At 58.5% G+C, this 13,459-nt stretch carries 10 protein-coding genes, 4 tRNA genes, 1 riboswitch and 1 other annotated feature; of the genes, 11 read left to right on the top strand and 3 right to left on the bottom strand.

Going from position 1 to position 13,459, the window contains the following annotated elements; all coding sequences use genetic code 11:
- Nucleotides 1-22 precede the first annotated feature (22 nt).
- The 4 genes from I6L35_RS01545 to I6L35_RS01530 all read left to right on the top strand — a co-directional run bounded on the left by I6L35_RS01545 (nucleotide 23) and on the right by I6L35_RS01530 (nucleotide 471).
- Nucleotides 23-98, top strand: a tRNA-Ala gene (locus I6L35_RS01545).
- Between the two features lie 63 nt (nucleotides 99-161).
- Nucleotides 162-237, top strand: a tRNA-Ala gene (locus I6L35_RS01540).
- A gap of 48 nt (nucleotides 238-285) precedes the next feature.
- Nucleotides 286-361: transfer RNA gene (locus tag I6L35_RS01535), tRNA-Ala, on the top strand.
- A gap of 34 nt (nucleotides 362-395) precedes the next feature.
- Nucleotides 396-471: transfer RNA gene (locus I6L35_RS01530), tRNA-Ala, on the top strand.
- A gap of 171 nt (nucleotides 472-642) precedes the next feature.
- Here the strand turns inward: I6L35_RS01530 and I6L35_RS01525 are convergent.
- Complete coding sequence (locus I6L35_RS01525; RefSeq protein ID WP_216979359.1) at nucleotides 643-2,826, bottom strand: ExeM/NucH family extracellular endonuclease; 2,184 nt, start codon at nucleotides 2,824-2,826, stop codon at nucleotides 643-645.
- Nucleotides 2,827-3,120: 294 nt separating this feature from the next.
- A riboswitch (cyclic di-GMP riboswitch) is annotated at nucleotides 3,121-3,209 on the top strand.
- A gap of 116 nt (nucleotides 3,210-3,325) precedes the next feature.
- On the opposite strand from I6L35_RS01525, the gene I6L35_RS01520 reads away from it, so the two are divergent.
- Together I6L35_RS01520 and I6L35_RS01515 are read left to right on the top strand one after the other, a co-directional pair.
- Nucleotides 3,326-6,352, top strand: coding sequence for a glycosyl hydrolase family 18 protein (locus I6L35_RS01520; protein ID WP_216979358.1), 3,027 nt, complete (start codon nucleotides 3,326-3,328; stop codon nucleotides 6,350-6,352).
- Between the two features lie 139 nt (nucleotides 6,353-6,491).
- Entirely contained in the window at nucleotides 6,492-7,436 is a 945-nt protein-coding gene (locus I6L35_RS01515) for a chemotaxis protein CheV (RefSeq protein ID WP_216979357.1), read from the top strand.
- Between the two features lie 76 nt (nucleotides 7,437-7,512).
- Here the strand turns inward: I6L35_RS01515 and I6L35_RS01510 are convergent, their stop codons facing one another.
- Complete coding sequence (locus I6L35_RS01510) at nucleotides 7,513-8,667, bottom strand: flagellar assembly protein FlgT (RefSeq protein ID WP_042658371.1); 1,155 nt, start codon at nucleotides 8,665-8,667, stop codon at nucleotides 7,513-7,515.
- Nucleotides 8,668-8,885: 218 nt separating this feature from the next.
- Between I6L35_RS01510 and I6L35_RS01505 the strand changes: the two genes are divergently transcribed.
- Together I6L35_RS01505 and I6L35_RS01500 are read left to right on the top strand one after the other, a co-directional pair.
- Nucleotides 8,886-9,506 (top strand): FlgO family outer membrane protein, encoded by a 621-nt coding sequence (locus I6L35_RS01505; protein WP_216979356.1) that lies wholly within the window; start codon nucleotides 8,886-8,888, stop codon nucleotides 9,504-9,506.
- 10 nt (nucleotides 9,507-9,516) lie between these two features.
- A complete protein-coding gene (locus I6L35_RS01500) occupies nucleotides 9,517-9,942 on the top strand; it encodes an LPP20 family lipoprotein (protein WP_005338717.1) in 426 nt (141 codons plus the stop codon).
- 88 nt (nucleotides 9,943-10,030) lie between these two features.
- On the opposite strand, the gene pheA is transcribed toward I6L35_RS01500, so the two are convergent.
- Nucleotides 10,031-11,203 carry a prephenate dehydratase gene (pheA, locus tag I6L35_RS01495; protein ID WP_005343631.1) on the bottom strand — a complete coding sequence of 391 codons (1,173 nt, stop codon included), beginning with the start codon at nucleotides 11,201-11,203 and terminating at the stop codon, nucleotides 10,031-10,033.
- Nucleotides 11,204-11,241: 38 nt separating this feature from the next.
- Nucleotides 11,242-11,363: a sequence feature (Phe leader region), on the bottom strand.
- Between the two features lie 170 nt (nucleotides 11,364-11,533).
- Between pheA and I6L35_RS01490 the strand changes: the two genes are divergently transcribed.
- The 3 genes from I6L35_RS01490 to I6L35_RS01480 all read left to right on the top strand — a co-directional run bounded on the left by I6L35_RS01490 (nucleotide 11,534) and on the right by I6L35_RS01480 (nucleotide 13,358).
- Complete coding sequence (locus tag I6L35_RS01490; protein ID WP_216979355.1) at nucleotides 11,534-12,145, top strand: HAD family phosphatase; 612 nt, start codon at nucleotides 11,534-11,536, stop codon at nucleotides 12,143-12,145.
- An 18-nt stretch (nucleotides 12,146-12,163) separates the two neighbouring features.
- Nucleotides 12,164-12,442 (top strand): DUF6482 family protein, encoded by a 279-nt coding sequence (locus tag I6L35_RS01485; RefSeq protein WP_216979354.1) that lies wholly within the window; start codon nucleotides 12,164-12,166, stop codon nucleotides 12,440-12,442.
- A gap of 79 nt (nucleotides 12,443-12,521) precedes the next feature.
- The gene (locus I6L35_RS01480) at nucleotides 12,522-13,358 is read left to right on the top strand and encodes a hypothetical protein (protein ID WP_216979353.1); all 837 of its coding nucleotides are present in this window, start codon (nucleotides 12,522-12,524) and stop codon (nucleotides 13,356-13,358) included.
- Nucleotides 13,359-13,459: the final 101 nt, after the last annotated feature.

Genomic DNA, 13,459 nt, shown 5'->3' with positions numbered 1-13,459 from the left:
CCTCGAACAATCTGGAATCAAAGGGGTTATAGCTCAGCTGGGAGAGCGCTTGCATGGCATGCAAGAGGTCCGCGGTTCGATCCCGCGTAGCTCCACCAGGTTCCTGATTGACATGAAGTGCCCAGGGCAGTGCGGTGTGTATCACCCAAGCCGACCTTTGTGGGGTTATAGCTCAGCTGGGAGAGCGCTTGCATGGCATGCAAGAGGTCCGCGGTTCGATCCCGCGTAGCTCCACCATTATTTAGGATGAATGGCCGCCAGAACCATTCATTCAGTACAGAATTTGGGGTTATAGCTCAGCTGGGAGAGCGCTTGCATGGCATGCAAGAGGTCCGCGGTTCGATCCCGCGTAGCTCCACCAAATTCAGAGTGACTACCGGTCATTCACACAAATCGGGGTTATAGCTCAGCTGGGAGAGCGCTTGCATGGCATGCAAGAGGTCCGCGGTTCGATCCCGCGTAGCTCCACCAAATTCTTGTTACAAGAAGCAAAAAGGCCACCGCATCGCGGTGGCTTTTTTGTTTTCTCCATCATTTATTTTCTCCATACGTCCGCGTCTTTCATTTGTAAATCCAATGACCTGAATGAAAAAGCCCGCGAGACTCGCGAGCTTTGCTTGCACTATTCAGATACGCCAGTGGTTAACGGCGACGTCGCCAGGCCAGTGGCAACAGGGCCAGCAGGCCGAGTCCCAGTGCACCACCGCCTGAGGAGGTGTCCGGTTTGGTGGCATCGCTCTCCAGTCTCAGGTCGACGATGATGGGATCATGGTCGGAGGCACTGAAGGGGTTGTCAGACTTGAGCAGGGAGCCGGTGTACTGGCTGCCGTATTCGAACAGGGAGCTCTCGAAGGAGTTGATGTGCCAGTCGGCGACACCTGCCACCTTGCTGGCCAGCGCCGGGTTGGCGAGGGCGTAGTCCAGGGTGCCCAGCTCCCCGTCGTAGCTGTAGGAGATGGCTTTCTCCTTGTTGAATTTGACGTTGAGATCGATCAGGCCGTAGCTGCGAGTCACTTCGCGACCGAGCTGTTCATAGGACTGCTCACCGATAAAGGTGTGGGAGGCTGATACGATCTTCCGCTCGCTGGTGGCCGGGTTGTAGTCGGTCAGTACCCGGATCGGATCTTCCTTGGCGTAGGAGTTGAAGTCGCCCACCAGCAGCACCTGGCCCGGCAGTTTGCTGACCGCTTCACCCAGCACCTTGGCGGCAGAGACTCGGAACTCGGTGCACTTGCCCTGCAGATCGGCCGGTTCTGTCTTGCCATCGCCATTTTCGTAGCAGCCTGACCCCTTGGATTTGAGGTGGTTGACCACCAGCGTCAGCGGCTCCTTGCTCTTGGCGAGGGTGAAGGTCTGAACCAGCGAGTCGCGCTGACCGGCTGTCTTGGCCACACCACCAGTGGTGTAGCGCTGCTCCGGCAGCTTGATGACGCTGGCATCTCCGCTGGGGGTGAGCAGGGCAGGACGGTAGATCATCGCCACCATGATGGCGTCACCGCCGAAGAACTTGCCATCGGTAAGGGCAGTGACCGGCAGACGTACATAGGCGTAGTGTTTGCTCGCATCCTTCTGCTGTTCGTTGAGGCGGGTCACCAGATTGTGGAGGGCCGAGTTATCCTCGAAGCCGTTGTTCTCCATCTCCATCAGGCCGAGCAGATCGGCATCCATTGCTGTAATGGCATTGACGATCTTGGTGCGCTGTTTCTCGAACTCGGGCTGGCTCTTGGCACCCCGGTTGCAACCTTTGGTGCTGTCGGCATCCGCCTGATCCTTGCACAGGATATTAAGTGCACCGCCGATGCTGGAGTGACTGGTGAAGTAGTTGAGCACGTTGAAGCTGCCGATCCGCAGATCGCTGCCAGAGAGGCGAGCCGGTGCGTCTTGACGATCCTCTTCAGGGCTGCGCAGCAGGGCACCGGCAGTCAGGGTGACATCGCTCGGTACCACCAGACGGAAGGCATCCTTGTTGTAGACGATCACCCCTTCCAGCCCGGTCAGTTGATCACCGATACGCAGATAGCCCTGATCGGCATCCCAGCCCGAGAACCAGGGCAGTACGCCATCCGGCGCTTTGTAATCAGACTCGACCACCAGACGGTTGCTGCCATTTTTGGCAGCCAGAGCGACCGCTTCCGGACTGCTGGCAACATGGATCTGGGTCGGCTTGAGCAGCGGCGCCTTGTGTGAGAGTTCGACGTTGTTGCGATAAACCTTGTAGTCGAAACCGTAGTTGCGGGTCAGATGGAGATCGCTGCTGCTGTTGAGCCGTACCCGCATCCCTTCGTGGCGATTGAGCGCCTGTGCCAGCGTCTCTCCTTCATTGACCTGCAATATGCTGGTCGGCACATTCAGCCCTTGTGCTGTGACCTGCAGGCGGGCTTTGTTGGATTCGAAGGTAGGCTTGAGCTGGGTGCCGCCGTAATACTCCTCGACTTTGGCTTCGAGGCAGAGTTCTGCCCCCGGTTTGATGTCGGCATAGTTAGTCGCAAACTCCTTGTCGTTCAGATAGACAAAGATGCCATCGGAGGTCTCCGGATTACCATCACCCACCGGGTCGGTCAGATAGAAACCCTTGGTCAGACTTTGGCCCAGCGCCGTCACGATACCGCGAACATTGAAGGTCCCGGGGCTTATTTTGCCGGTTACATTACCGTTTTTGTCGGTCACCGTGTCGGTCGCGAACTGGCTACCTGAGCCAGTTCCCTGAATGGTCGGGATCGGGGTGAGTTGCGCCGGATCGGTGGGACAGACGAAGGCGGCATGGGCGCCGGGTGCAGCGAGGGCCAGCCCCACAGCCAGAGACAGTAGGGTGCGAGTACCTTTCATAGGTGTTCCTTTTTTATTTTTGCCAGTGTTTCCATAGCCTTGGTCGCTGACCAAGGGCGCGCATTGTCACATTTTCGGCATATCGTACCAGTGAGCCAACGCACATTACCGGGATACAAATGAGCGCAATTCGGCGTTTTTTGACTTGGCTAACACTCTGAAATTACTGATGAAAAACTTACCAATGGGCGTGGTGGGAAATGTGATCCCGCTGGCAACCACATATTTTTCTTCGAGAATGAAGATTGAGACACTGCGGGTTGATTCCTATACTCGACTTGTTCCTCACGGAACCCAGGTAAAGGGCAAACCGGTCGAAATGCCGGGACGCAAAACCTCCGGTCTGCCGATCAGACGATGATCCAGATAGCGGGGTTTCCCCGGGTGAAGAGGCAGTGTGCGGCGAGTCCATGGCCGGTAGTCTCCCGTCTTTCACGCAGGTTGCGTTTGTGCTTTGCCTTGGTCACCAATGCCAAGACAAAACAAGGAAGATAACAATATGCAACAGTTCCTGAGGCCCAGCCGGCTTGCCGTGCTGGTGGCCATCGCTGCCATGCCCGCCTGGGCGGAGGCAGCTTATCCCGCCTACAAGGCCGGTACTGCCTACAAAGCCGGTGATATCGTCAGCAATGCCGGCGCCCTCTATGAATGCAAAGAGTTCCCCTACTCGGGCTGGTGCGGGGCATCACCCTATCACTATGAACCCGGTGTCGGGGTGGTCTGGGCGGATGCCTGGAAGCTCTACGGCGGCGAAGTGCCGCCACCTGCGCTCGGTGTGGCCGTCAGCTCACCGGCTACCGGTGCCAGTTTCAACGAAGGGGCCAGCGTGGCGCTGGCGGTGAGCCTGAGCGGCCCGGTCACTGCGCTGGTCAAGGTCGAATACCTTGTCGACGGCAAGCTGGTCGCCACGGCCAGCGCCTCGCCCTGGGGGGCCAGCTGGAGTGCTGCGGGCGTTGGGGCGCACGCCCTGAAAGCGCGGGCGCTGGATAAGGATGGCAAGGTTCTGAGCGAAGCTGATTCGAGCTTCAACGTTGCAGCCGTGGTAGAGCCAGAGGCGCCCAAGGTGAGCATCAGCAGCCCGGCCAGCGGTGCCAAGGTGACCCTGGGTCGCAGCGTGGCGGTGAGCGGCAACGTCACCGATGCCAACAACGATGTGGCCAAAGTCGAGCTGTTTGTCGATGGCAAGAGGGTAGGAGAAGACAATGCCGCCCCCTGGCAGGTGAACTGGACGCCCGATACCAAAGGCAGTGCCGCCCTCAAGCTAGTCGCCACCGACAAGACCAATCTGGTTGGCGAGTCGGCGGCAGTGAACGTCACTGTCGAGGAGGCTGCGCTGCCACCTTCCGGCGGCAACCTCTCCTGCGATATCCGCCAGATCTATCGTCCTGATGGCTACGAGTGCATGGGGGATGACCATGCTCGCCGGGTCATCGGCTACTTCACCTCCTGGCGCACCGGCAAGAATGGCCTGCCCGCCTATCTGGTGAGCGACATTCCGTGGAGCAAGATCACCCACATCAACTACGCCTTCGCGGCGGTGGACGAGCAGAGCCACACCATCAAGGTGGATGACTCGGCGACCAAGATGACCTGGGATGGCGTGCCGGGAGCCGAGATGGATCCGGAGTTCGCCTACAAGGGGCACTTCAACCTGCTGTCGAAGTTCAAGAAGCAGTATCCGGACGTGAAAACCCTGATCTCGGTCGGGGGCTGGGCCGATACGCGCGGCTTCTACACCGCCACCACCAAGGGCGACTGCTCGGTCAACACAGATGGCATCAATGCGCTTGCCACGTCTGCGGTGAGTTTTATCCGTCAGTACGGTTTTGACGGGGTCGATATCGACTACGAATACCCCACCTCCATGAAGGATGCGGGCAACCCCAACGACTTCCCGCTCTCCAACCAGTGCCGCAGCAAGCTGTTTGCCAACTACAAGGTGATGATGCAGACCCTGCGCAGCAAGCTGGATAGGGCGGGCAGCGAGGATGGCCGCAAGTACATGCTGACCATCGCCTCGCCAGCTTCCGCCTATCTGCTGCGCGGCATGGAGAACTTCCAGGTCACCCAGTATCTCGACTATGTCAACCTGATGACCTACGACTTTCACGGTGCCTGGAACCACTTTGTCGGCCACAACGCCGCCCTGTTTGACAACAAGGCTGACGCCGAGCTGGCGCAGTGGGGCGTTTACACCCAGAAAGAGTTTGGTGGCATCGGTTACCTCAACGCAGCCTGGTCTGCTCACTACTTCCGTGGTGCACTGGCGGCCGGCAAGATCAACGTGGGTGTGCCTTATTACACCCGTGGCTGGCAAGGGGTCAGCGGTGGCACTCACGGCCTGGCCGGCAAGGCAGCCCTGCCGAGTCAGAGTGATTGTCAGCCGGGTACCGGTGGCAGCACCATTCCGTGCGGCAACGGGGCGGTCGGCATCGACAACATCTGGCACGATCTGGACAAGAACGGCAAGGAGATCGGCGGTGGCGCCATCCCCATGTGGCATGCCAAGAACCTGGAACACGCAGCCGACTTGGGGATCACCACCATGCCGAGCTACGGTCAGGCCTGGGGTCTGGATCCCAACAACCCGGCGCACGTGATGCAGGGCAAGTATGTCCGCTACTACGACGACAAGGCCCATGCCCCCTGGTTGTGGAACGAGGAGAAGAAGGTGTTCCTCTCCACCGAGGATGAGGAGTCCATGGGTCACAAGCTGGACTACATCGTCAATCGTGGTCTGGGTGGTGTGATGTTCTGGGAGATGGCGGGTGACTATGCCTACGATCCGGTGAAAAAAGAGTACGGTATGGGGGATACCCTGACCACGCTCGCCTACGACAAGTTCGCCAAGGCGACCAAGTACAACACCAAGCAGAACGATCTGGCTGCGCCAACTGCCCAGCTCGACATCGCTGTGAGCCTCTCCGGCTTCAAGGAAGGGGATTCCAACTATCCGATCAACCCGACCCTGAAGCTCACCAACAACTCGACCCAGACCATTCCGGGCGGCACTCGCATCGAGTTTCTGGTACCCACCTCTACCTCCGACACCATCACTGACCAGAGCGGGGTGGGGCTGAAAGTGGTGGAGAGCGGTGGCAACCAGAACTCTGACGGGATTGCCAACGAGAAGGATTTCCACAAGGTGGCTCTGACGCTGCCGACCTGGAAAGCCTGGACGCCGGGCAGCGATGTGGAAGTGGCGATGACCTACTATCTGCCGGCAGCCGGTGTGCCGAGTGGCATCCGCATCATCAGCGGCAGCCAGACTGCGGGTCTCAAGGCCGAGTTCCCGACCCTGCCGGAGGCCGTACTGGGTTCGGGCGGTGGTGAGGGCGGTGCGACCTGCAGCAGCCAGAACATCAATCCGGCGGCCTACAAGGCTTACCCGACCTGGCCGCAAGGGGATCATGCCAACGCTGGCGATCGCATCACTCACAACAAGGTGGTGTGGCAGGCCAACTGGTGGACCAGCAGTGAACCCAAGGCCACCGATGGCAGCTGGAAGTCTGTATGTAGTTATTGATTTTGAAATCAATGAGATAAGTGAGGCTTCGGCCTCACTTTTTTTATCTGGGTGGTTGCTCTGGTTGAAAATGCGCCTGCCTTTCCTGGCTGGCTGCCTCTATACTAGAGTCGATTAATAATCAGATGGATATCAGCGTATGGCGAGTATATTGGATTCCGTTGATCAACGAACTCAACTGGTAGGGGAAAACCGCCTTGAGTTGTTGATGTTTCGTCTCGGCACCCGCCAGATGTTCGCCATCAACGTCTTCAAGGTGCGGGAAGTGGTCAAATTACCTCATCTCAGCAAGATGCCCGGCTCCCATCACAACATCAGCGGGGTGGCCAATATCCGTGGTACTTCTATTCCGGTGATCAACTTGCGCAGCGCTATCGGCATGCGCCCCATGCCCATCGACAGCGAGTCCAACCTCATCATCACCGAATACAACCGTACCATTCAGGGCTTTCTGGTGGGGCAGGTGGCCAATATCGTCAACATGACCTGGAAGGATATCCTGCCACCGCCGCGCTCTGCGGGGCGTGCCAACTACCTCACCGCCATCACCCGCATCCCGGAAGACGGGGTCGATCAGATCGTCGAGATCATCGACGTGGAGAAGGTGCTGGCGGAGATCATCACCTATGACATCCGCATCTCCGAAGAGGTGCTGGATCGGGAGATCCTGCCGGAAATGCATGGTCGCAAGGTGCTGATTGTCGATGACTCCAGTACAGCCCGTACCCAGGTGCGTGAGACCCTTGGTCAGCTGGGGCTGGAAGTGATCGAGTGCCAGGATGGCTTGCAGGCGCTGACCCTGCTCAAGGGATGGTGCGATGCAGGCAAGAAGGTGACCAACGAGATCCTGTTGATGATCACCGATGCCGAGATGCCCGAGATGGACGGCTACCGGCTGACCCACGAGGTGCGCAGTGATCCGCGCATGTCCGATCTCTTTATCACCCTCAATACCTCCCTGAGCGGCAACTTCAACGAAGCCATGGTCAAGAAGGTGGGCTGTGACCGCTTTATCTCCAAGTTCCAGCCTGACCTGCTGGTAGGCGTTGCGCAGGAGCGGCTGCGTCAGGTGCTGGGAACCTGACCGATACCAACCCGCTAGTCAGCCATACCAATGAGAAGCTCGGGAGATGCCATTCGCTGGTAACTCCCTTGCTCCGTTATTCCAATACTGCCAAATCCCCATTCTGGATGTTGAACGGTGAATATTTGTTCTGGCTGCTGATGATGGCGCCATCGTCGAATACCTGCACCACCTCGAACAGACCGTCGGCCGGGTTGCGCATCATGCGCGACTTGCCGTAAGGGTCGATGAAGTCGGCATTGTGCTGGATGCGAAACTGGTCGCCGAGCTTGACGCCGTTGCGCCGTCCCAGATTGATGTAGGGGCCGCGTTCGTTCTGGCCGACCACCCGGGCGGTGACCGGGGCGCAGGTAAGCTGGGCCACCAGATCCTGAGCGGCTTGCTGCAACTGGTAGTTGACCTCTTGGCCGTAGCTCGATTGCCAGAACTGGCCGCTGCTGCTGCCCACCTGATCCCGCTTGCCAAAGGTCCAGGTGGCGCGCCCTTCGTAGACCTTGCGGTTGATCAGGCTGCCGTTGATGCCGTCGAACAGGTAGAGCTGCATGCGAAAGTTGCGCACGGGATCCTCATACCAGCTGGTCAGCTGGTTGCCCTGTGGCTCGATGGAGAGATCATCGATGCTGCCGAGTACCAGATACTGGCTGTCGGTGCGCAGGCTAAGCGCCTTGATCTCTTCGAGGGCGCTGCGATCTCCCTGTTGCAGATGGAGCGGATCGATGCGCAGGTTTTCATCCAGCCACTGGCGCACCGCGACCCCTTGCGGCGCATTGGCGAGGGTCTCGAACAGTCGTCGCGAGAGGTTTTCCGGCATGTCGTCCATGGCGCCGTAGCTGGCTTGGTCCGGATAGCGCATTCGCAGCCTGACCAGTGTCAAATCCTTGGCGAAGTGCTGGGTCTGGCAGATCTGGCGTTCGGCCTGAATGTCGGCCACTAGCGTGATGTACATGCGGCCGTTGCGCACCTCTTCCCGCTTGAGCCGGTATTGGCGAATGTCGCCGCCGGAGCGGATCTGGATCTGCTCGGATCGCAGGCTGCCATTTTCCAGACGCTGGACGCTGGAAACGGCCGCGCCGCTGGCCAGCAGCGCCTGACGCAGGGCGTCGCGGGTCGCCTGCTCGCGGGCATAGACCTCATCGCCCCCCAGAATGGCGGCGCTGCCCTGCGCTTCGATAAGCTCGGCTCGGGCGCTCAGGCTGGCCAGCAGCAGGGTCAACAGCAGCGGTAATTTCATAGCAGATACCTTGATTAGGCGACTCGCAGCCTCTTCTCTTGAAGAGATCATGGCGGGCCGACATGGATCACAACAGTTGTTCGATGGCGTTTTTCTGACCATCCGCCAGAGATTGGCTTAACAACGAGTGTTTCAGCAAGAATCATGCCTCATTCCCGGCTCAAGCTTTGTCCGGCGCGTCCGATAACAAATCAGGTGCAGATACAGGAAAGGTATCCATGAACAAACTCATCACGGCGTTGGCGCTCGCCCTGGCATTGACCGGATGCGGCTCCGACCCTATCAATCGGGATCTGGGTGACCCCCGCCAGGCGGCGCAGGGGATGGAGCTCAACTGGCTGGTGGCGCGCATGACCGATCAGTTGATGGAGCGCAAATCACTGACCACCCTGACCGAGCCCATCGCGGTGGCCTCTTTCGTCGATCTCGATACCCTGCAGGATACCAACTGGATGGGGCAGCAGATTGAGGAGAGCTTTATCTACGAGCTCAACCGCCGCGGCGAGGTGGTGGTGGACTTCAAGCTGACCGGTAGCATCAAGGTGACGCCGCAGGGGGACTTCGTGCTGAGCCGCAACTATAAGGAGCTCTCTTCCCGTTTGCCGATCTCCCGCATTCTGGTCGGCACCTTCAGCCGCAACAGCAAGGGGATCCTGGTCAATGCCCGCGTTATCGACATGCGCACCAAGATGGTTGAGACCACGGCCCAGAGCCTGATCCCGCAAAAATATCTGTTCGGTGCTAACAACTCGTTTGGTCGGGCATCGATCAATCGCGGTTATCTGATGCGTGACAGTCAGGCCCGGCCGGGCGGTCATCTGGTCAACCTGACCCCGTGAGGAGCGAGTCATGAAGATCCTGTTTGGTTGCCTGTTGGCACTCTTGCTCACCGGTTGCAGCGGCAACCGGGTGGTGGATTACACCCAGGGTGGCAAACCCGATGATTTTCCGGTGCTCAAGGCGGTGGGCTATGCGGTGATCGACATCCAGCCCGGTCCCTCCCAGTCGGAGAAGATGCTGCAAGCCATTCGCGCTTCCAAGATGGATGCCTATCGCGAGCTGGCCGAGCAGCTCAATGGTCAGCAGGTGCGCGGCCAGAGCAGCTATCGTGACCTGACCCAGACCTCCAACTCGCTGGATGTGTCGGTCGCCGGTGTGGTGCGTGGTGCCCGGGTGGTGGCCTCCTATCCGCGCGGCAATACCTATGCCACCGAGATGGAGCTCGATACCCGCGCCCTCTACAACATCAATCAGTTGATGGCGGGTCAGTTCTGAGTTGATTGCCTGACCTGAAAACAGGCATCAACACAGGCATCAAAACAAAAGGCGAGCAGTGTGCTCGCCTTTTGTCGTTGTGGGCTGGTTAGCTCCCCATCAGCACCGGCGGCACTGCGGTGGGTTTCACATCCTCGCTCGGGTAGCAGCCAAGCACCTTGATATAGCGGGTGATCTTGGTCAGCTCCACCAGTGCGGCCTGCATCGCCGGGGTTTGCAGGTTGGCGGAGACATCGAGATAGAACATCTCTTCCCACGGGTTGCCCTGCACCGGACGGGACTCCAGTTTGGTCATGTTGATCTCGTGGCTGCGCAGTACCAGCAACGCCTCGACCAGCGAACCCGGCTTCTGGGAGGTGGACATGATGAGGGTGGTCTTGGCCGGGATCTGCGGTGCCACATCGATGGGCTTGCGCGCCACCACGATGAAGCGGCTGTAGTTCTCTTTCTGGTTGGCAAGCTGCTCGGCCAGCACATCCAGACCATACAGTTCGCCACCGGCGGCGCTGCCGATGGCGGCGGCCTCCGGGCTGGCCAGTTCTTTCACCTTCATCATGGCACTGGAGGAGGAGTCGCAGATCTCGTGGCGTGCCCCTTCCAATTTGCTCAGATAGTGGGAGCACTGCTGGAACACCTGCGGGTGGGCATAGAAGGTTTTGATGCGACTCAGCTCGGTCGGCACGGCGGTGAGGATGCAGTGCTCGATGGGGTAGGTGAGCTCGCCGACGATGGAGAGGCTGGTGTGTTGCATCACGTCATAGACTTCGTTGATAGAGCCAGAGCTGGTGTTTTCGATGGGCAGCACGCCGAAGGCGGCGCGACCCGACTCCACCGCATCCAGTACTTCACGGAAGTTCTGGCAGTTTACTTCGATCACCTGATCCTTGTAGCGCGCCAGATATTTGCGGGCGGCCAGGCTGGAGTAGGAACCGCGCGGCCCAAGATAGGCGACGCTGGTCATCGGCTCCTGCTGCTCCGGGTTGAGCAGGCTCTGCAGATAGGCCTGCTGGGAGAGCACTGAGTCTTCGATGATGGTGTGATAGATACGGGTGATGTACTGGGCATCCAGCCCCAGCACGCGCCCTTTCTGGATCAGGGCGACCAGCAGCTCCTGCTCCCTCTGGTGGTCACGGATGGGACGCGGGTTGGCTTGCTTGGCACGGGCGACCTCGATGCTGAGGGTCTTGCGTTTCGCCAGCAGGGCAAGCAGCTCCTGATCCAACCGGGTGATGTCTTGTCTGATCTCGTCGAGCGTTGCCATGATTGTTCCCTATCCAAGTAATCGATTGATATTAATGCAAAAAAAAGCCTCCGCTAGGGGAGGCTCGATTCGTCTTTGCTTTCTGTTCACACGACGACAGGCCTTCCCTCAAGCGGGCCGGATAAACGAGAAAGCAAAGAAGAATGGTGCGTGCATAGGTGTGTCCTTGAAGTAACGTCATAACCATTAAGGGATTTGCCGGTCTGATGCAAGTAAAACTTGCCCGCGGGCGGGGATGGGGGCAGGGTATCCGGTTAAGAAAATGGCGTATGAGCGATGTTCTATTGACTCTGTTTTGATGACTGACACCCAGTGGGGGAGGTAAAGACGATGGCGATTATTTTCGATCTGGGACGGGTGGTGGTGAGCTGGGATCCGGTAGACATAGTGCGTTCCGTGCGTGGCCCGCAAGGGGCCGAACAGTTGGCCGAGCGGCTCTTTAACCACCCGGACTGGCTGGAGGTAGACAGAGGCACCATGTCGCTCCACACCATGGCCCGGGAAGCGCAAGCGCGCACAGGCCTCTCGGCGGCACAGAATCTGGCCATTTTACAGGCAGTTCCCGCTTCCCTGCTGCCAGATCCCGCTATGCTAACCCTGATAGCCGAGCTGCACGGGGCGGGGCACACTCTGTATGCCCTCTCCAACATGGGTCATGCCAGCATCGACTGGTTGGAGCAGCATCAGGATTTCTGGCGCTTCTTCAGCGGCAAGGTGGTCTCGGCGCGGGTGCGGATGATGAAGCCGGAGCCGAATATCTACCGCTATCTGCTGGTGTCGTTCGATCTGAAACCGGCAGAGTGCATCTTCATCGATGACAGTCCTGCCAACATCGCGGCCGCCGAGGCCCTCGGTATCAGGGGGATCGTTTTTACCGACGCGGCGAGTTGTCGTCAGCAACTGGGTGAGCTGGGCTGTTTGCCCGCCACCGGCAAGGGGTGATGCCCCTTCAGGAGCACTATGGAGCATGGCCGGTTTCGCAATTGGCTCAGTCATTATCCCGAGGCGACCCTGATCATCGCCTGCAAGGATGGCAGTGGTTATCAGCTCTGTATCGAGGCGGAAGGGGAGTACCTCTGTCTGACCGACAGCGAGGGGGAGCACCTGACCTTCACCTCGCTGGATCAGGCGCAGGGCTTTTTGCGAGCCCATCGGGTACATCAGGCCAGATTGCGAGTGTATGACGCTCAAGGTATTGATTTTATGGATGAATCACGGGAAATAATCATCAAGTTTTAATTTTAACCTGACACTGTAAGGGCCTATTCAGCTTATTTCCCGCACAATAAGCCACCTGTTTATCATCCGGAGCTGTTTAATGGATGCCAATGTTGTTGTCTTGAATCAGGGATATGATCACTCTTTTCAAGCTAGGGAGCTGCAGCTGATTGAGCGACTGGCAAATTTTGACGAGCTGATAGTCTCTTTTTCGGGACGGTTGGAATCCTGTTACAGCATCGATTTGTGCCGTGCTGCCGGTGTGAAAATCCACGCAATTACCCTCGATAATCCGACCCGCAGCCGCAGCGAAGTGGCCCGAGCCCGCCGTTATTGCCAGCGTTATGGCATCGATCACTGGGTCATCAAGAGTGACGAAATCATCTTTTGCGATCGCCTGCCGAATATGGAGGGGTTGATCGATCCGGTTCGCCGCATTGGTGAGTATGTGCAGGCTCGTCCGGAATGGGCTCATCTGCCGTTGCTGGTTCCGGCCGCGGTGGAGGAGCGTGATGACTATCTTGCCCAGTTCGGCTCACTGCCTGCCAACACCATCTGGTTTTTTGCCGATAACGGGGTGATGAGCCGTGATTTTCGCTATGGCTTCAACAAGCGTCAGCTCGGTCGTTGGGGCAAAGGGAGCAACGGTTGCCTCAGCAATCGCTTCACCAATCCACGGCAGTTGAAGCAACGTTATCTACGAATGGTGGATCAGGCCGAACAGATGCTGGCCGACATGGGGCTGGATGAGGCGCAGGTCTTTTTCCATACCCTGTGCGACTGCTCCACCACCCTGGCCCGGGTGCGTCTGCCCGAGCATCAGCGTGCTCAGGCCTTTGATATGCAATCGGATATTCTCTCTGCCCTCAAGAGGACCGAGTTCGATCTGGTGACTCTGGATATGGCGCACAAAGAGCGGCACGATCTTGCCATCTAGCCCGTGGGCAAGCGACGCCGGAGCCAGAACGTGAGTGCTGTCATAGGCAAGGGGTGGCGGGACTGTTTATACTGTCGCCCTTTCACCTGTTGCCGAGCTTC

The sequence above is a fragment of the Aeromonas sp. FDAARGOS 1405 genome (assembly GCF_019048265.1).
GTDB classification, from domain to species: domain Bacteria; phylum Pseudomonadota; class Gammaproteobacteria; order Enterobacterales; family Aeromonadaceae; genus Aeromonas; species Aeromonas veronii_A.
This window is presented reverse-complemented; position numbering and strand designations above follow the sequence as displayed.